This window comes from Massilia atriviolacea (assembly GCF_003953935.1).
Classification (GTDB): Bacteria; Pseudomonadota; Gammaproteobacteria; order Burkholderiales; family Burkholderiaceae_D; genus Telluria_A; species Telluria_A atriviolacea.
In genome coordinates this window covers 23,254-41,463 of record NZ_RXLQ01000030.1, presented here as the reverse complement: position 1 = coordinate 41,463, position 18,210 = coordinate 23,254, and the positions used below count along the sequence as shown (strand labels likewise).

At 56.7% G+C, this 18,210-nt stretch carries 12 protein-coding genes and 1 pseudogene; 3 read left to right on the top strand and 10 right to left on the bottom strand.

Translation table 11 applies throughout. The features are described 5' to 3' along the window. A pseudogene (locus EJB06_RS30520) lies at positions 1-609 on the top strand (IS3 family transposase); the annotation flags it as partial. A gap of 669 nt (positions 610-1,278) precedes the next feature. Here the strand turns inward: EJB06_RS30520 and EJB06_RS30510 are convergent. Further along, positions 1,279-4,164 carry an LPD7 domain-containing protein gene (locus EJB06_RS30510; protein WP_126077792.1) on the bottom strand — a complete coding sequence of 962 codons (2,886 nt, stop codon included), beginning with the start codon at positions 4,162-4,164 and terminating at the stop codon, positions 1,279-1,281. A gap of 228 nt (positions 4,165-4,392) precedes the next feature. Here EJB06_RS30510 and EJB06_RS30505 point away from each other — a divergent pair, with 228 nt between their 5' ends. Both EJB06_RS30505 and EJB06_RS30500 read left to right on the top strand, forming a co-directional pair. Next, positions 4,393-4,917, top strand: a complete 525-nt coding sequence (locus tag EJB06_RS30505) for a hypothetical protein (RefSeq protein ID WP_126077791.1) — start codon at positions 4,393-4,395, stop codon at positions 4,915-4,917. Continuing rightward, a complete protein-coding gene (locus tag EJB06_RS30500) occupies positions 4,910-5,626 on the top strand; it encodes a hypothetical protein (RefSeq protein WP_126077790.1) in 717 nt (238 codons plus the stop codon). Before EJB06_RS30505 ends, EJB06_RS30500 begins: the two co-directional genes overlap by 8 nt. A 64-nt stretch (positions 5,627-5,690) precedes the next feature. Here EJB06_RS30500 and EJB06_RS30495 read toward each other — a convergent pair whose 3' ends face one another. The 9 genes from EJB06_RS30495 to EJB06_RS30455 form a co-directional block, all read right to left on the bottom strand. Then, positions 5,691-7,898 (bottom strand): hypothetical protein, encoded by a 2,208-nt coding sequence (locus EJB06_RS30495; RefSeq protein ID WP_126077789.1) that lies wholly within the window; start codon positions 7,896-7,898, stop codon positions 5,691-5,693. Between the two features lie 57 nt (positions 7,899-7,955). Next, positions 7,956-8,888 carry a DsbC family protein gene (locus EJB06_RS30490; RefSeq protein ID WP_164558084.1) on the bottom strand — a complete coding sequence of 311 codons (933 nt, stop codon included), beginning with the start codon at positions 8,886-8,888 and terminating at the stop codon, positions 7,956-7,958. Beyond that, complete coding sequence (locus EJB06_RS30485) at positions 8,885-10,009, bottom strand: secretion/conjugation apparatus DotM-related subunit (RefSeq protein ID WP_126077787.1); 1,125 nt, start codon at positions 10,007-10,009, stop codon at positions 8,885-8,887. Before EJB06_RS30485 ends, EJB06_RS30490 begins: the two co-directional genes overlap by 4 nt. 505 nt (positions 10,010-10,514) lie before the next feature. Further along, positions 10,515-10,637: a hypothetical protein gene (locus EJB06_RS32935; protein ID WP_267876922.1), complete on the bottom strand. Its 123-nt coding sequence runs from the start codon at positions 10,635-10,637 to the stop codon at positions 10,515-10,517. Between the two features lie 24 nt (positions 10,638-10,661). Next, entirely contained in the window at positions 10,662-11,174 is a 513-nt protein-coding gene (locus EJB06_RS30475; protein ID WP_126077785.1) for a hypothetical protein, read from the bottom strand. Positions 11,175-11,185: 11 nt separating this feature from the next. Then, positions 11,186-13,342, bottom strand: a complete 2,157-nt coding sequence (locus tag EJB06_RS30470) for a DotA/TraY family protein (protein WP_164558083.1) — start codon at positions 13,340-13,342, stop codon at positions 11,186-11,188. After that, on the bottom strand, positions 13,339-13,902 hold the full coding sequence (locus EJB06_RS30465; protein WP_126077783.1) for a hypothetical protein: 564 nt from the start codon (positions 13,900-13,902) through the stop codon (positions 13,339-13,341). Before EJB06_RS30465 ends, EJB06_RS30470 begins: the two co-directional genes overlap by 4 nt. Positions 13,903-13,933: 31 nt before the next feature. Further along, positions 13,934-15,151: a conjugal transfer protein TraW gene (gene traW, locus EJB06_RS30460; protein ID WP_126077782.1), complete on the bottom strand. Its 1,218-nt coding sequence runs from the start codon at positions 15,149-15,151 to the stop codon at positions 13,934-13,936. Then, positions 15,148-18,207 (bottom strand): putative type IV secretion/conjugal transfer ATPase, encoded by a 3,060-nt coding sequence (locus EJB06_RS30455; protein ID WP_126077781.1) that lies wholly within the window; start codon positions 18,205-18,207, stop codon positions 15,148-15,150. Before EJB06_RS30455 ends, traW begins: the two co-directional genes overlap by 4 nt. Positions 18,208-18,210 lie beyond the last annotated feature (3 nt).

Here is an 18,210-nt window from a genome sequence, read left to right as displayed (position 1 = left end):
AACCTGTTGAACCAAACGTTCGCGCCAACCCGGCCTAACGAAGCCTGGGTAACCGATATCACGTACGTGATGACCGATGAGGGTTGGCTGTACCTCGCTGGCGTTAAAGACGTTTTTACGTGCGAGCTGGTGGGCTATTCGATGGGGCCACGCATGACGCAAGACCTGACGGCGCAGGCGTTGTGGCGGGCGGTACGCAGCAAGCGCCCGGCGTCTGGCTTGATCCATCACTCGGACCGGGGCACCCAGTACTGCGCGGATGACTACCGCAAGCTGGTCGCGCAGTTCGGTATGCGGGCGTCAATGTCGCGCAAGGGGGAACTGCTATGACAACGCGCCCATGGAGAGTTTCTGGGGCAGCTTGAAGAACGAGATGATCCATCATCAGAGATATGCCAGGCGGGCTGACGCGGAGTCAACAATCAAGGAGTATATCGACATCTTCTACAACCGCCAGCGGCGCCANATGCCAGGCGGGCTGACGCGGAGTCAACAATCAAGGAGTATATCGACATCTTCTACAACCGCCAGCGGCGCCACTCGCGCCTTGGCTACGTGTCGCCAGCATCATTCGCCGAAAACTTCAGGAAAGAAGCGCTGGCTGCTTGAAACGGACGTGTCCACTATTGACAGTACACCTCAGACCCCGAAAAACCGTAGCGAGCGGTGCAATTTTCGCGCTGCGCTGCTCACCGTATCTTCGTACGGCTGCGCTTGTCGGAACCTGCACCGCTCGCTACGGTTTTGAGGCCTCCTACGTGAAAAATGGACCATCAACTCGCATGATCACACTTAACCGTTACCGCCTAACGCCAGATACGACTCCAGAAGGTACTATTCGGATCTGTCTGGCTTGGGGGCGGAGGAGGGACAATTGGGAACTGAATCGGTATTGACCTGGTCGGCACCCCGGGAATCTCCATTGTTGGGATTTGGGTGGCCTCGCGAATCTTGTCGCTTGCGACGCGACATGCCTTCTCGGCAGCGTTATTGAAAATATCCCCAAGCGACGGGAAAACGGGGACAACCAAAATCGATGATATGCCGCCAACGCATCGTCCGACGACATTTGACGACGCACTCTCCCGTTTTTCATTTTCTATTGCCGCAGTCTTGTCGCGGTTATACCCATACTGCGCGCCCTGAATAGCCGCAGCTTCACTACGACATGCCGAATGAGATGAGGCACAGACACTCGCGATGAGGGCGAGTGCGATACCGTGATGGACCTTCATCGTGTCTGCTCCTGTTTGTTAGCGTGTCGGCGGTTGATCGGACTTACACCCCGGGGCGCTGCCGGTGCGCGCGGGCCGTTGCGGTTGGAATGGCAGCCCGTGAACTTGGTATTGGGCGGCGACTTTCGTCACGCCACTTCGCATCCAGGCGGAACGCACCGTTAGGGCGAGGGACGACGTCTCTCTCGGAGACGGATGAGGTTCTACCGGGTTGATCGGCTGAGTAGCTGGCATTTTTCGGGCGAGGTGCTTGCCGGGATGTATTTTCAACTTCCCAAACGACGCGTTGAATTCGTTTCGACGCTCCCTTCGTAGCCTTTCCTTCGGCGTCCAGGCCGGCGGCCGGGACATAAACCGACTTCTTTCCCAAATTTTGAAGAACAACGCTATGCCCTGATTTCACGCCGGCGCTCTCGGTAGCCCGGGCAAGATCAGCCCCCCAAACTGTATGTCGTCGGCCGTCAGCATTTTCGAGCTCAATGAAGTAGCTTGGCGGGCTGCCCGCGTTATGATGTAACGGGGCGCTGCCAAGACTAACCACAGTTCCTGCAAGACGGTTGATTGGATCCTCAGCCTGCACAGGCTGTGAACTGGAGGATGAATTTGAGGGGCTGCGGCTTTGTGCGGAAATGTCGTGCTGGGGACTTCTTCGGGCGTTGGCCGCGCCATCGGATTTGCTGATGTCGGCTTTGATGTGTGTTGTTTCGCTGCGTCCACCACTGGCGGCGGCCGACGCTGCACCATCAGGTATCGAAAAATTGGAGACTTCCCACTTGTTTCGGTGGCTCATGATTGTCTCCCGCCCAATGATTTTGCCGCTCTCGTCGCGGACCGGTTGCTGCACCTCAACTGGCTGCTGCCCGAGGTTTTTCAACAGGATCGAATCATGCATCGTCGCGTTCGCTGCTGCCAGGGCACGCGGCAAGTCAACTCCCCAAAGCGTTTTGATGACCCCATCGGTATTTTCCAACGTCACAAAGTAGCTCATTTTATTGTCAGGAATATTGTGGAAAGGTGCCTCTCCATGATCAAGCAGTTTTCCTGCCAACCGGTCAACCTTGACGGCCGACGGCGATGGCGCCGAGGCATCGGGTGAAGGCGAATCCCAGCCGGTAGGCGAGGCGTCGTGGAGATCTGTTGACAGCGTGGATCGGGGATACAGGTCGTCAGCGGTGGGCGACGCAGATGCACTTTGCTTCGCTTTCAGATCGATCGGGTCGACCGGATGTTCGGCCGAGGCCGCGAGGTATTTCACGGTCTCTCCCTTGTTTGCAAGCTCACGGTGCAAGGCATGTTGTTCGGGATTTTTCAGCCTGACATCAATCCCGTACTTCAGCATCACTTCGATTGCACGGCGTGCGAACTCTCTATTTCCCGTAATTTCGAACGCCCCTCCATATTTTTCTTTTGCAAGGAGTATGGCCCCCAATATCGCAAGCTCATCGTGATCGGTGCCCTTGACCATGAGTAGTTGGTCCCCGTGGTCAACGAACGCGGGGCGGTCATCGATTGAATACATGACGCTTCCGTCCTTGCGGCTGCTGTACGTCATGCGCTCAAGGAGATCGCCGATCGGCTCGATACTACGGTCGTTGGAACTCTGCATCCCAGGGGAAAAGCCGTTCAGTCCATGATGATCGATTTGCGCGGTACGCCGGGATTGATGCGACTCGGTTGCAGAGGCCGGCGCGAGAGGCTTGTGGGAAGATTCGTCGTCGGCGGAAATGAGATTTTCTGGCTCACCGGTAGATGACCGCTCGTCCACGTCAGCAAGAAACTCGTCGTCGGAAGAATGTCGACGGTAAGCGTGCGATGTCGGAAGCGGCGGGCTTTCTGATGCCATTTCTGGGCGGTCAGATGGTGAGTTCGATGGCCGTAAGCCTGGAAGAGAATCCGACATTCCCTGCACGGGATTTGCGGCCGGAGATGCGGGTGTATTCGGCGGCTGTCCATTCCTGTCGGCAGCCGTCCGGATTGATCCGGAAGTTTGTGCTTGCACGTCTTGAGTGTGCATTGTCTCAGGCGCGTTCGGAAGCTGCATTTCCGGGCGGTCTTGAATGCTTGAGATAACTGCCTGCACCTCGTCAATGTACTGCACACTGATACCGTCAAGCAGCTGCACCACGTTTGCGTGAATGTCTGCCATGCGCGCTTTGTTCATTAGCAGTACTTGAAGATTCTCATCGGCCCCAAAGATATTCTCGAGAATTTTCCATGGCATCAGGCCCTTGTTAGCGGCAATGAAATCTGCCACCGCTTGAACCTCGACCTGGACTTTTCCGTGGGACGGTATCTGCGCGGATTCGGCAACGTGGGCAGCCTCGCCATCGCTTTCATCACGGCCATGGGGCTTTTCGACCGCATCGTCTCGTCCCGTTGGTGACGTTATCGCAGCATGCACTTCCTCGATGCGCGTCTGGGGCAGCCAGTGAAGCCGCCGTCGAAGATCGTCGTTCATGATTTCCATTTTGGCAGAATCAGCTAGCAACTTTCTCAGTGTTGGAGATGCCTGCTCGATTCGCTCACGTATTTTCTTGGCTGAGAGATTGACTGCCTGCAAGAAAAATTCCGCGAGCATGATCAACTCAACAGTCGGCTTTGCGCGTGCGGCGAGCACTGGGTCGATCCAGCCCAATGCCTCCGCATAGCCGGGATATGCAAAACTGTTTTCGGCAATCCGGTTTTGTACGCGTACCTTTGCCTCGCTGCCGATGCTATGATAAGTAGCGACGTCGGCCAGGACCCAGGTACCTACCAGCTGCTCGGACAGGTGAGGTTCGCCGAGGGCGCGCTTGGACTTCCATCGTTCAAGGTTTTCATTTCCGCGACGCTCAGCGAGCTCACATAACAGATGAGCGGTGCGAACTTCTGCGTTTGCGGGAGCTGAAGGCGGGAGAATTTGCTCTGAATTCGTCGCTGCGGTTTCCATATCAGCACCTATTTGGGGTGATGTATAGTGCTTTTCGATGTTTCGCTGACAAAAGTCATGTGACGGCTGGCTACTTTCCCTAAAGTAAAGTATGGGCAAATCACATTTTCTGTATAATTTATCTTATACAAAATTCTGATGGTTTTGGTTGACTTCGCTATCAAGTGAGACGCAGATCAAACTTTGTGATGATGAAATCGTTTACCAATTTTTTTCTTCGGCATCGATATGACCGACCAGACTCCCCCAATCTGCGGCGCCGATCTTGAGCGATGGCGCGTTGGCAATGGCCTGACGAAGGTCATGGCTGCGGATGCGTTTGGGCTTCAGTTGGCGAAGTGGGAAGAATTGATAGGCAAGGATCAGCTATCCGAGCCCGTCAACGATCCGGTCGTTGCAATGATCTTGCAGCTTTATACCGAGCATCCGGAATCGGCACCCATACAAAAGGCGCTTGATATCAAGGAATTTTACGAGTTCCTCGGGTTGCAGGACAATCCAAAAGACAAGGAAGCGTTTGCGACCTTGATTGGACGTTCCGCCCCTTCTGTATACCGCCTGTTAGTCCATGACGGCAAACCCGGGCGTCCGCTGATCAGATGGATGGAAGCCGTAAAAAAATTGCAGCTAAGCCCGCGGGCGAGTCTGAAAACAATGGAGTCTGTGGTGAGCAAGGTTGGGTTTCGCCAGAAAATGGGCAATGTCCTCGTTGACGGATGGAAGCGGAGCAAGCGAAAGGTGAGTGATGAGTAGCGTTACAAAGCCGGCGTCCGCGATTGAACTCTCTACTGTCTATTTCTGCGAGGGGCCCGTGCCGCCAACGATTTCGCTGCGGGATTGCGGGCTCCAGTTGAAAGGGGCCCATCCGGAAGCGCTGACTGCATTTTACGGGAACCAAAGCAAGCAAGATGGTTTCATGGCAGCGCGTGAGTACGCAGAAAAAAATCGTCTTCAGTTTACCGTGATCGATTTTCTTGTCGCTTTGGACCACCGTATCAATCCTGGCTTGATGAAACCCGATGAGTTAGCGAACCATGACTTCATTGCTTTCCAGCGTCTCTCGCGTAGCGCCGCAGATGAGATTCAGAATATTCTTCAGAGCGGCGTGCCGGGCAATTCATCATGGGAGAATGCGGCCGATCCTGTTGCGGACGGGTTGAAGCCCAACCAGCTGGTGCTCGAATCCCCGGACGTAATCGATGCTCTCACAGCCACGCCGGCTTTGCGCCACGTTAAAGTCATCGCCCACCAGGCAAAACTTCTCATAAGCGAGAAGGTGCTCACTGTAGGCAGTGTGCCCTTTTTTCACTGGGGGGCAATTGTAGAAGCAAGCTGTCGCCTCAACCCAACCACTCGTGTTGCCCTTGACGGTCCAGGAAAAAACGATAAGCCAAGTGAAAAATCAACCCTGGCCCCAGCGCCGGGCGCGCGAGCAAAGTCGAAAGTCCCCCGTCCGCGCTGATGCGAAAATTGCTTGTGCATGCGTGGCTTTCCCCAAGGGGGCGGGCAACGCCGTCCGGCAGTACTCACACATTGCCGTCTTCCGTTCCTTCAAGATCCCAGTTGTCATCGATGCCTTCCGCGTCCGGCCGTGCCTTGTGCATGTACCCGCTTCGTCCTTCGATACGCGCCTTTCGCAAAGCGGCGCGTGCGGCCTGAAAGAGTACGATACCACGCTCAACCGGGCCCACCTTGAACCGCGATATCTCATTCATGTGGGAGGCGGCGGTTTTGATGGCGGTCAGGACTGGATCGTCGAGCAGGGGATATGCCTGTTCCTCGCCACGGCAAAGCTGGGCAAGAATGTAGTCCGCCAGGCGAGAATCCTTTTCGCCGATCTTTTCGGCACTGTGGGGCAGCTTGCGGAACGTTGGCCGCGCGATCTGGAGGAAACGGTTCAGATGCAAAGCCAGCTTCGCGCTCTTCTTGTCCTCGTCGCGGATGTAAAAGGATGCGCACGGCAAGGCTGAATTCTTGAAGATCACGATGCCCTCTCCAGGATTCAGTTTTTTCAGGTCGCTCAGTTTTATTCGATCCTGTTTCTGAATCCTGGTCGTCGTTTGAGCCCGGTACGACGTCGAAAAGGTGCCTTCCACAGCATCGTATCCGTCCAGCATGTTGAAATAGGCGTCGCCACCTGCCTTCCGGAACAGATCGAAGGTATCTTCAGGATCTTCCAAAGCCAAGGTCCATTTGATCTTGGTATTGGCAATCAGCGAGCCGACTTCCTTGCCGGCTTCGGCGCGCTTCAACGCTTGTACGTCCTGTGCGGAAGCCACCATCATGTAATTCAGCTCTCGGGCCTGGGCATACATCGTCGCTATGCCTTCTGCGAAATACGCCTGGAGTTCGTCGTTAATGATGATGGAGGGGTTTGGAGCGTTGGTGGGATTGGTATCGAGAATTTGAGCCCTTGTCCCTTCGAGGTGATGACCGAGGTCCTTGGCCATGCTGAGTCTCATCGCCGAGACGTACAACTTGCCGAGCGCTGCGGCCTCCGACGCCGACTTTTCCATCGAGGGGATCATGACGACGAGGATGCGGTTGTTTTGCAGCGCATCCGAGATGTCGACGTCGGGATACTTGTCCAGGAAAATATGGCCGTACGTGTCCATCAACATGGACAGCGTGCGCGCGAACTCACCGGTCAAATAACCGTGCTGGTTGTAGATCTCGGGGTCCCACTGTGATGGGTCGTGAGCGAGACTGGGATTAAAGCCGGGAAGGCCAGTTTCGAAGTAGGCCTTGATCGGCAGGAATGCCAGCTCGGGAATTTTTCCGTCGCGCCCTTCGAGATATAGCTGCACAAGATTTGGCAGTGCAAGATAGTGTCGGATTATGCCGACTGATATGTCCAGTTCGCCACGCGCGCGTTTATAGCAGAGTGTGCGCAGCACGGCGTCGATCATGTTCAGCGCGCGCTGCTGCCATTTCTGTCCCTCTCCGGTCGCTTTGGGAATGATCGACGCCATCAACTGAAGCAGAAAGTCCGCCGACCCATCCGCAAATGCGTTCATCGAATTTGATTGGCCGAGGTCGCGTCTTCCGATAGTACGGCCTTCATCGTGGTCGACCATGGCGAGAAACGGATCGGCCCCTCCAGTAAGAAAGTTCAACACAAGAAAGTCATCTTCGCGCCCGAGCCGGCGGGCGAGGGACCAGAGGCAGAAAGGCACATTTGAACTGGCTTTGCCGTCTCCATACACGCAGCCAGAGCCCCAGGACAGCGCGTTGTACGCCAGGCCGAGGAGGGTCTCGCTTTTACCGCCACCAGTGGTCGCGGCGAGAAACAAATGGGTTCTCGCATCCGAATTAGTGAGCCACATCTCCCGGCCTTGCTCGGCCGAATATTGAGAACGCAAATAGCCCAGGTACAAAATGCCTCCGGCGACCATGGCAGTGCGTGCTATTCGCGATTTGCTGATTAACCCAAACAGAAAGCTGTCCTCCACCAAGTCGTCTCGATAGTCCCCGTGATCCAGCCCACCTAGGTCTTTCGGCATCCGAAGCGGCATTCGGAACTGCCGGCTATAGAAGGACATGGAGATAAACAGGATGGTGAAAATCCACACCGGCCAGAGCAGTGGGATGTACAGTTGCAGGGCGATGAGCAACAGCAGAAAATTCCGGAAGTTCGATGGCCGAAACAAGGCGTCGGCAAACCGAGTTCCGCTGGGCTGGGTGTCGCGGGCAAGCTTCGATGGATCGATTTCTCCTGGTGGACGCACCAACATGATGTAGGCCTTTGCGCTTGTGTTCCGGACGCAGTCGAGCAACCGGCACAATTCAATTCACTGACTGGCAGGTGCGCCTTTTGCCCATGCCGCGATCGCAGCTGCCGTGTTCGGACTCGACTCTGGATAGGTGAAGCCGTTCGAGGCAATGATCGCCGGAGTGCCGCTCAAACCGGCAGCCCTGAAAATTTCGTTGTTGGCTGCAATCGCCTCGTCGCCCGCCGCGCAGCCACGAGCAACAGGTGCGCGGTCAGCGGCTAGTTCCCGCCACGCCGCCGCGCGCAGTTCCGTCCCAGCGCACATGATGGGGCTGACACGCTCTGCCGATTGTCGTCCGCCGATCACCGAGACAGGAAACAGATGAATTGTGAAGCGCTTCGCCAGTTTTGCCAGTTCTGGTTCGAGCGCTCGGCAGTAAGAACATCCGGGATCGGAAAAAATGTAGAAGACTCCCTCCTTGCCTTTCGATAGGCGTATCGAGAATTTTTCGGCCATGGCCCCGTCGGCCATCGCGCGAGCAAGTTCTGAGGACTGGGGGATGACCCGCTGAGGTGCCGCCGCGAGCCCTGACGAAACGGGCAACGCTTGACCGCTATGTGAAGTTTGTATTTGCGCTGACGCGGCTTTGGCATCGGATTGCCGTGTCAGTGCAATGTTCAACGACAGGGCAAGCAAGAGCGCTACAAGCGGCGCGATGACCCAGCCCAGAATTTTCTTCATCGCGTTCTTGACTCGCCGGATGAAAACGTAGCGCCGCATGAACTTCTGGAGATATTGAAAGGCGTTTTCTGCCAACTCTTCGCTTGGAAATCGCTCGATCATTGCCGGGGAGGGTTCGGTAAAGAAGTGAGCGCGAATCACCGCTCCCTCAAGGGCAAAGCGCACGCCGTCGTCGAGGCGTAGTGCGGTAATGCTGCCGCTTGCTCCGGTTGCAGCGAAGTCCAGAAGCATCGAGTGCCCGAACAGGCAAATGTCATCCTTTGTTCTCATGAAGGTGCTCCAGTACATGATGAAGGTGAGAGAAGTCCAACTTTGACAAGGTAGGCTTCGATGCCGTCAACGGCGTCGTCGACGCAGGGTTGCGTCAGCCGATAGCCGCGATCAGATGCAAAGTCTTCCCACATTGTCTGGGTGAATACGGCTGCGGATTCGACAAACGGCGCCTTTCGTCCAGTGGTGTTCAAGGCATACCAAAGCGGGCGGTCAATTCCCTTGAGCCATCGGAAATGTGATGAAGGCAGTCGGCCGAAAGCAAGCGCTGCGGCGTGCATCGCGTGGAGAAGGGTTCGAGGGTAAGGGTGCTTTGCGAGCCACTTCTCTGCGTCCGGATGGGACGCGTACTTGGCAAAGGCGGCGTCGCAAAGCGCGAGATCGGGATAGCCTCGCCTGTCGTTCCAGCTACCGGTGTGACAAGAGCGGTTGAGCTGATCCAACAGCACCTGGGCTGCGCCATGGTCGGCGCCGTCGGCGAGAAGGCGGGCGCCAAAGATTGCAAACATCGCCTTCTCGTGCCTGGATAGATCGCTCAGCGACGACACCGGCGCTCCCAGATCGGCGACGAAAAGGGCGCGGCATCGAATCCTGTCCAGCATCCCATTGACGATCAGGGAGTTCGTCGCGGCCCATTCTTCCGGGTTGATCGCGCTACGGTGGTCGTAAGGATCGGTATTGAGAAGGTCCCCGTAGTACAGGCTCGGGATCACTGCGGGCGAGTGTTTCGCCATGATCCGGGGAAGGTTCTGGGCCGTGATGCGGCGGCGCGTTCGGTTAGCCGGGTGAGTGTGAGCAAGCCATGCGGAACGCAGGGTCATTGCCAAGGGAATCCATATGAAGAGGTAGCCCGCCTTGTTCATCACCTTGACAAGCTGTTCAAGGGAGAGGCTTTCCGGATTCAAGGCAAGAGTTGCCGCTTCATGGCGCCACTGCTTGACGAAGCCAGGGCTGAGCGCCCAATCCGCACATCCGAGTTGATGCCACGTCCACTTCAAGCCCCAGTAGCTGATGTCTCCGTGGGCCGCAAGCCACACCACGTACAGCATGCCGCTAAAGATGGCGGTGATGCCAACGTAGACCGTTCCCATGTCGTCGCGCTTGACGTCGTGCCTCTCCATGCGTCACCTCAAAACTTCAGGGAGTTCAAATACACTTTCCGGATGTACTGCGCTTTGTGCTTGGCTGTACGGGAATGGTAGTGTCCAACGCCATCCCAAAAATTTCCGTTAGCTAGGTTTATTTCGTAACGCACGATATAGGCGGCAGCTCGTGCCGACCAGCAGAAGTCGTGAGTCAGAGTAAATGGGGAAATTCCGAATGCCGCCTCAAGTTTCCTGGCCCAGACGGTGTTAATCTGGAAGGGACCATGGTCCCGTGTGCCGTTAGTGTTCCGGCTGATTGTTCCGCTCCGGCCGCCTTCAGTATGCAATATGCCCAAGATTGCGCGCGCGGGCAGGGCGTAGTCGGCTGCAGCCTGGATCAAGCACGGAGGAACGTCTGGAGGTGGCGCGGTAACGGGTTGCATCGGGAGCTTTCCGGGAAAAGCATATTGCATGGCTGCTTTTGTATAATATATTCAATACGAAAAATAACAATCTGACTCTATGCCGGCATTGAGATTGGTCAGCAGACGTTGCGTCCGTCATCCTGGTTGAGCAGTGGAACAGCGCGACTGACCACGCCGTTGTCTGTTGCCGAGCAGTCGAGGGCGCGCCAGTCCTGCTGATCGAATGCTACCCCGCTCATTGAATTTCCGACCGCATATGAAAATTAGTATTGAAGAGCGAGATTGAGCTTGGCCGCCAGGTCGTGCCGGTGAGCTGGCGAGATGAAAATCTTTAGAGTGGATAACTCGAAGCTGTTGAAGCTAAACAGGACGTACGTTTTAAATCCATCCCCTTCGATTTTCCATGCGCGCAGGAAGTCAATCCTCTCGCACCGCGCGATCTTTTGCTTGATATCGACCAACAGAAGGTGGTCGTTCTTGTGGTCGATTCCAAAATATTCACATGCGTGGGGACCACTTATCTCGATGGTTGCCTGGTAATTGTCCGGCTTGATAAGCTGGATTGTTTTCCTGAGCGCGTCGTGCCGGTATTTCATCAGCTTTACCAAAACGATGAATCCCCCGAATGTCCAGATGGCGAAGGAAAAAAGCGTTTCTCGCTTGTCGGCGGATAACGAATTAAAGCTGAAGTCCCATAGGTGAACAATCGATGCAGGTACGATCAGGATTAATGAAATCAAATAGAGTGCGAAAAGTCGGGAAATCAGTTTTTGCATTTTGAAGGCCTCTATCGTTTAATGCCGTTGCCAGATTTGTGGCGCGTCCCTGAATCGGGAGGCGCGCCCTTTCTCATGTGCTCCAGTCTGCTCATCAGGACATTCACCGAGCTCTTCACAGCATCGTTCGTATCGCGCCCAACAACTGGTGACGCGGTGCCGCCAACCCAGTTAATGACCTGATCGGGTACGATAAAAATTAAATTGAAGCAACTGTGAATGAGCGTCAGGCAAATTGCAAAGTAAACAAACAGCAGGGCAACCATACTGACGAGTCCAGTTATCGAATCAAACTGAATATTGGCTATGGCAATTCCAAATATTTCATTCAGAAATGTTCCGCCAACCACCAAAATAGCGCCGCCCCCGAAAAATCCTATCACCATAAGCATTGGGCGCGCCATGACATTCAACAGAAAAATGTATCCGTGCGCTGATTTGGCCCCCATTCCATCGCCTTCTCCGCTCAGATGCGTGATTGCCCATAACGGCGCGGCAATAATCGCCTCCAGAACGACCACTAACCAGTTAATGATGGCGCCAAACCACATGATGAACGGAATCAGCGGAAGGTAGATGGACAGCCCTGCGCCAATCAGAAATACAGGAATTATTATCATCAAGAAAAATGGCGTTGCGGCCTCGACCGCGCCGGCAATGGCATTGCCGGCGCCGGTGACGACGTTTGTGACCACGGCTACAGCATTGACTCCCTCCGCGACCGATGCAGCTGCTTTGACACCGACATAGGTTACGGTGGCGGCCTCTGCGGATATCAACGTGTAATCGCCGAGATTTTTCATCTTGATCAGGGGATTGGTTGTTCCGCCGCCGCCACTGCCGACATCGAGATTGACCATGTAATAGACTATTTTCTGGCCGGGTTTTTCGAAGATTGAACCGAGAAATTTGCTTGTGTCGGTGTTCGTGACGCTTGTGGTCTGTCCGAGGGCAACCGCGTTCGTGTCGTTGGCTTGCTGAGTACGGTAAAGCTTCTGTACCGCGACGCGGACGCTTGAGACCCCTTGGTCGCCAGCAAAGCCTTCGCCGTATGTTTGCGCCTTGGCCGCCACGGCATTCGAAAGCTTGCTGTTTGCATGAGCAAAAGTTTGATACCAGGCCCCCAAAGTCCACCATCCGCCATCCTTGATTCTGTCGCTCAGCTTGGCAGCGAGGTCGCCGATGCTGCCCGCTTTTAGGCCGGCTTCCTGATTGACCGATGCTTCGTACGCAAGCGCCGCGCGTTGGATAGCGATCGACATGTCGGGCAACTGTGTGTCCATACCGTTAAGCTGGGACATGGATGCGTTGACAAAGGCAAGTGCCTCCTGTGAAAGAAACTGCTGCATGCGGTTTAGTGCAGTCAGATGGGCACGATAGATCGGGCTGGTATCAATGCTCGATCCGAACCACTGAACTCCCTGTGGTGTTGCTTCGAGCAGTTTCGCGTCAAGTCCGGCACCGCCACAAATCTTTCCCTGGCTTGGACTACGCAGGATGAAACCGCTGGCTGTACTGAACTGCTGAACATATTCGCCCGCGTAGCTGAAGCCGCCATTCGCTACCGCCAGGGCTTGGCCAGCATTCATGGAATGCATGCATAGATCTGCCTCGAGAACAGAGCGGGCGAGAGAGACCGTGTCGGGCATCGCAGGCTGAACAATCATTCCCTTGCCATTGTTGAACGCGGCGACTGCGGCATCGGTGCCCAGGTTGGCAATGCCCACGCCGAACAGGGACGCTGCCCACAGCATGAGCAGCTGCGACAAGGCCCATCCGTTCGCGGTTGGAACCAGGCTGGCAATGCCCCAAACCAGACGTACCGGTCCCCACATTGTTGTTTGGGATTTTCCGAAAACAGTCCCTTCGTGGGCGACCTGGCTGAGCTGGTGCCACCAGACATAACAGGCAAAAATGCCGCCGATGACGAGCAGGCCCGCATTGGTCACCTGAAACAGATTGGCGAGTATGGTATCGGACCCGCCGCCGGCGATTGCAAGCGGGTTGTTGACGACATCGCCGAAAATTGAGACGAGAGCTTGCCTGCTCTTGTCGCCGGACCGTTTGGCGGCCTCGCCGATTGCTGACAGCGAGGAGCCGTCACCGGCGAGTGCGGGAACGGAGACGCATGCTGCGATAGCGAATTGGACCCATCGCTGTAGTTTCACCTTCGCTCTCCTGACGATTTTCCAAGCTCGGGATCCAGAACCTCCCAGTACCAGCCGTCGATCTCCTTGATGAAGTCCTGCAGCCCGCCTTTTTCCGACGGCGACAACCGTTTGTTGCGGAGTTGCCAGAGCCGAAGTTGTGCCGACAGCGAGGCCATGAAGAACAGGGGTAGCGCCGACAGCAGGGTGGCGATTCCGAGCATGTGCCCGGACGCGATTGCGCCGATTGCAAGCACTGTGAACAGGGCAGCGGCAGCAAGCGCCCACCGCTTCTGGCGTAAAAAATGCCGCGTCAGCATGTCGACTGACGGTGCATTTGCAGCGCGCCTGTCCATCATTGCCTGGAAGGACTCGATATCGCCGGTGTCGTCAACGGCCTGTCGCGCCTTTGCCTGCGTACGGATGCCGTCGAACAAATCGCGGATGTAGGCGATATTGCGACGATGATTGTCTCTCGCCTGTCGGAATGCGTCGACATTCTTCTTGATCGCGCGGGAGGGCATGCGTAGAAGAGTTGCCCCTGCCTTGCAGGCGCAGATCACGATGTTCCTGAGCGACATGATGGTTCTCCTGGTGCTATACGGTATGGCGTTACTGCGTAACTCGGCCAGGAACCGATCGGTATTTCAGTGCGAGTATCGGCTCGAATTCCTGCCTCGCCTGGCTGGACAAGGCCATTCCGTTGATCATGTTCGCTTTTTGAAGTTCGTTCTTCATGGACAACATGAGCCAGCTGTTGAGGGAATTGACGCGAATGAGTTCACGCACCAGGTTATCTCCCGCCATGGCTTGTAAATCCTGCTGATAGGCCGTGTTTGCGTACCGCCGGCCAACCTCGAACGCTTCGAATTCCCGTGCCGACATGGTTCCGCTCGCTTTTGCGTTGGCGGATGCGATCAGCGCGTAGTAGCTCCTTGCGGCCGGTGAGGTGAGCGCCTCGCTCAGCAGCTCTTTGGTCACCGGGCTGGGCTGGCTGTCGGCAATGCGCTGTTCTTGTGGATCGGCCGCAGCGGAGGTGATCGCGTTGTACTGGTTCATCAGGCCGATGTACTGGGCGCCGGCGGCGGTGTCGGCTTCCAGCTTGCGTAGCTGCGGACCTATGGACCGGCGCGTGGTGTTTTGCACATACATCCGGGCCGCATCGATCTGCTGTTGCGAGTACGTCAGATCCTGCTTCTTGCCATTCGGCCCGGCACCCATCTGGATGGTGTCGAAGCGCTTGTCCGCGCCAGGCATGCTGGCCGATATGGAGGGGCAGGACTGGGATCCTCCATATGCGGCATGATCGTCGGCATCGCAGAACTGCGCATGGATTCTTGCTGCCCGGGACGCATCGACTCCCTGCGCCACGGGAGGCGTATTGACGGCCTGGGCAATCTGGTAATTGCCGATGGCGCCACCGCCGCCCGGACGAATGCCGCCTCTCGTCGCCGCAGCGAACTCGGCAACCCGGGCCGCGCCCCCGGATGCCGATTCAGCGCATATGCTCGATGGTATGTCGTAGCGCTGGCGCGCATCTTCGAGGCGGCGGTTAGTCTGCTGCACGGTATCGAAATCGCGCTGAGACTTCGATGCCGCTTCGATCGTGCTCGCGACTTTTTGTCCGTTCTGATTAATCCCCATCCCGATGTTGTAAAGGAGATTGGAAACACTGGTGTTCAGCGCGATGACCGACGAGTTTACGAGATTGACGGCGGCCAGAACAGCAGCGTCGAACACGGGATAGCCTGATGCCGATGCCGGGGTATTTGCTATCATTCCTGCAAGAAACAAGGCACAGGGTGCGCGGCGAAGTTTGATGGTCTTCATGTTGGTATCTGCCTATGAGTAGTGGCTGCGTAAGCGGCCGCCAGATTGTTCGCGAGCTGCTCGATTACCGTTGCGTCTTCGGTGCTGGAGGCGGCGGCACGCATCTGCTCTATTGTCTCGATCGCAGTGCCCAGTGGGAAATGCTCCGCCAGTATCTTTCTGGCCGCGTAGGTGCCGATGCGTTTGTAGAGACGGGTACGTAGCGCCACGTCTTCCAGCGTTGTCGAGAAGGCCCAAAGCTCAATCGGGCCGACGGTATTGGTCAGCATTTGAACGACGAAGCCGACTTTGGTTTTGAACAGGGCCAGGAAGTTCACGCCGTCAGGACCCGGCCCGACAGCTTCGAGCTGGAGGCGGCGGATCGCTTCGCTCGACACGCCATACTCGTCGCGCAGGACCGCTTCGTCCCCAAGATTGCCACCGCGCAAGACATATAACGAGGTGGCAGCGGCTCGCAGTGCCGGCGGGTGATCGGTAAGGTACTGGGATGAAGCAACGACCCTCACCCCGGCTTTGCGCCCCTCGCGCCCGTCCTTGATCAGCGTTTCCTCGAAGGGCTTGAGCCCTCCTGCATTGTGCGTTTCGTCAAAAAACTCCACCTTCTTTTCGTCCTGGATTTCCGCCACGCGCTTGAGGTGGTATGCGTGATACGGCGGCGGCAGAACGGGGAGTAGCGTTTCTTCGCGCAGGAAGTAATTTTTTGCTGCCATGTGTCGCGCAAACAGAAACATGATTGCCGACTTCACGTTGCCTTCAGGCGTCTTGCTGCCAATGACATCGTTCAGATCGATCGCGACCACGCGCGTCTCGCTATTGAGTTCGAACCTTGTTCTTGAATTAAAGAGCGCGTAGCTGGTCGCGGCCACTGTAAAGCAGCGGCGCATGTATGTCAGTATGGACTCGCCGTTGCCGTCGAGCCTCGCCTCGCCGAACAAATGGCGAATGGTTTCGTGATTGAGACAGGCGGTAAAGTCGGGCAGGCACGGAACTGCCTGGCGTTGCGCGTACGAGGCTTCGCGGATGAAGCCGCGTTCGAACAGCATGTCGGTTACCTCGTACCACGTTGCCGAGCTCCACCATTCGTCGTCGAATTCCGCCCGCAGTCCCGAGCTGGCGAGGACCGCATCGACTTCGGGAGCTACATGCGACTCGTAGAGATGCTGCGCCTTGCCGGCTCGATCCTCATACGCGATGGACAGGAGGAGGGTGTTGACACGCGCACAGTCCGCAGGTGCCGCTCGTCGCTCAGGGTCTGCGCACAGTGCGTTGAGAAAGTCGATCAGGAAATCCGCTTCCCGCGCTGTGGGGAAACGTGCGCCCAGTTGGGTATCGAACAGATTCACCGCGAATTCGGGCGAGTTTTGCAGCCGGAGGTAAATCGCTTCGTTTTTTCGTGGCGCGGGGAGCGAATCGCGGATCAGCTGTATTTGTCCGATGGATGAGGGCCCGACTTCGACAATCATCATCAGCGGCAGTTTGACGTTCCCGGCGTTGTGAAGGGTGGCGCTGCACATCGCACTGAGCAAGCCGGACTTCCCCGAGCCAGGGGTGCCGGCGAACAGGTCGATCCAGGTGTCCTGGAGGCGGCTGCCAAGCTGAATCGGATAGATCTTCCCGTCCAGGGTCCGCATCAGCATGTTTCCGCCTGTGCTCCACGGCGTAGCGGGGCGCTGCAATGGCAGCATGCGCAGGGCATCCGGGAGCGGAGGGACCAGCCGGTTCGCCAGGTTCCTCGTCGTGAACGCGGGAATGGTCGATGCCCATGCGCCGACAGGATCGCCATGGACGGAGGTGACCAGGCATGTTCCCCATGCCTGGAGCGCTTTTTCCAGTGCGGCCATGCGGCGCCGGGTACCGATCTCGGTTGAGGACCAGGTCGATATCGTGATCTTCATCGAGCAGATCGCATCTTCCTTGCTGCGTTCGACGAGGTCGACAAAGGACTGGCGGATCTGCCGGTTAGCTGGAAGCATGCCAACGAACGCCACCATCATCTGCCGTCCGCGCATTTCATCGAGTCCGCCCGGACTCAGGTCAATGCGTATGCGCCAGGGAATTTCACGGTCGACATTGTCGAGCAAGGCGGAGAAGGAGAGTGGGTCCTGCGGACCGAGTTCGATGGAGAGGTTCCCATGCACGAGTTCATCGGTCTGAATGAACTCGCCCTTCGTGCGCACATCGTTCGTGCAGATCTGGTAGCTGATTAGCGGCGCGGTCAGGTCCGAAGCATCGCGCTTGTCTTCCCTGCCATGCGGCGTGAAACGGTCGCCGGGCAGGGTAGGGCGGAATTTCTGGGAGGTGCGCTCCCGGTTGACCATGACGCGCACGGCTTTTACCGCCTCATGAGCGCTCATCTGCCGCATCATCACTCCCAGCTTGCCATCCGGGCCGCAGCGCTCATAGTCCAGGCGAATTCGGTCGAGCATCGCATCGTGCCGGTACTTCAACGCGATCAGAACCGATGCCGGGCTTTGGCCATGCTCGATTCGTGGCAACTTGTGATCCACGGCTTCTTGCCTGCGCAATTTCAGTTCCCGCTTGCTTTCTTCCTTTGTCATCACGCTCATGTGGGTGTAGACGACCAGCAGGTTCTGCTCCCATGCGACCAAGGGGGCGTTGCGGCGTACCCGATCGAGGATGATGTCCTCCGATCTGATGCCGATGCGGCGCGCCGTGTTGATCTGCGGCTCGGCCAGGCGCATGAGCTCATCGAGTGCGCGGTCCGGGTCACGCTCGAAAGAAAATGTAAGGGAGTGGCCGTGCTTGCGCATGTAGCCGTTTTGCCTGATTCTCAGGTTCTCGATCATTTTTTCGAAGTCGTCCGGCGATTGAATCTGGTAAGTTCCCTGGACGTCAAAAACGCTCAGCAAGGCGTTGTCGCGTGTGACCAGCGTGTAGGGATCGCGAAGTCCGGGTCGGCGCTTGATGTCTTCGTCAGTGAGCCCCACGGCCGTGGCAAGCTCGCAGTAGCTTGCCAGGTCGCGCCCGATCATGTACTTGGCCAGAAACGCAAGGATGTCTTCTGCCGCCTCGACACCTGATTCGAGCAGTTTCATCAC

Excerpts from the sequence above, each read along its gene's own strand:
- EJB06_RS30510 (WP_126077792.1), bottom strand. The coding sequence starts at position 4,164 with ATGGAAACCGCAGCGACGAATTCAGAGCAAATTCTCCCGCCTTCAGCT.
- EJB06_RS30505 (WP_126077791.1), top strand. The coding sequence starts at position 4,393 with ATGACCGACCAGACTCCCCCAATCTGCGGCGCCGATCTTGAGCGATGG.
- EJB06_RS30500 (WP_126077790.1), top strand. The coding sequence starts at position 4,910 with ATGAGTAGCGTTACAAAGCCGGCGTCCGCGATTGAACTCTCTACTGTC.
- EJB06_RS30495 (WP_126077789.1), bottom strand. The coding sequence starts at position 7,898 with ATGTTGGTGCGTCCACCAGGAGAAATCGATCCATCGAAGCTTGCCCGC.
- EJB06_RS30490 (WP_164558084.1), bottom strand. The coding sequence starts at position 8,888 with ATGAGAACAAAGGATGACATTTGCCTGTTCGGGCACTCGATGCTTCTG.
- EJB06_RS30485 (WP_126077787.1), bottom strand. The coding sequence starts at position 10,009 with ATGGAGAGGCACGACGTCAAGCGCGACGACATGGGAACGGTCTACGTT.
- EJB06_RS32935 (WP_267876922.1), bottom strand. The coding sequence starts at position 10,637 with ATGAGCGGGGTAGCATTCGATCAGCAGGACTGGCGCGCCCTCGACTGC.
- EJB06_RS30475 (WP_126077785.1), bottom strand. The coding sequence starts at position 11,174 with ATGCAAAAACTGATTTCCCGACTTTTCGCACTCTATTTGATTTCATTA.
- EJB06_RS30465 (WP_126077783.1), bottom strand. The coding sequence starts at position 13,902 with ATGTCGCTCAGGAACATCGTGATCTGCGCCTGCAAGGCAGGGGCAACT.
- traW (WP_126077782.1), bottom strand. The coding sequence starts at position 15,151 with ATGAAGACCATCAAACTTCGCCGCGCACCCTGTGCCTTGTTTCTTGCA.
- EJB06_RS30455 (WP_126077781.1), bottom strand. The coding sequence starts at position 18,207 with ATGAAACTGCTCGAATCAGGTGTCGAGGCGGCAGAAGACATCCTTGCG.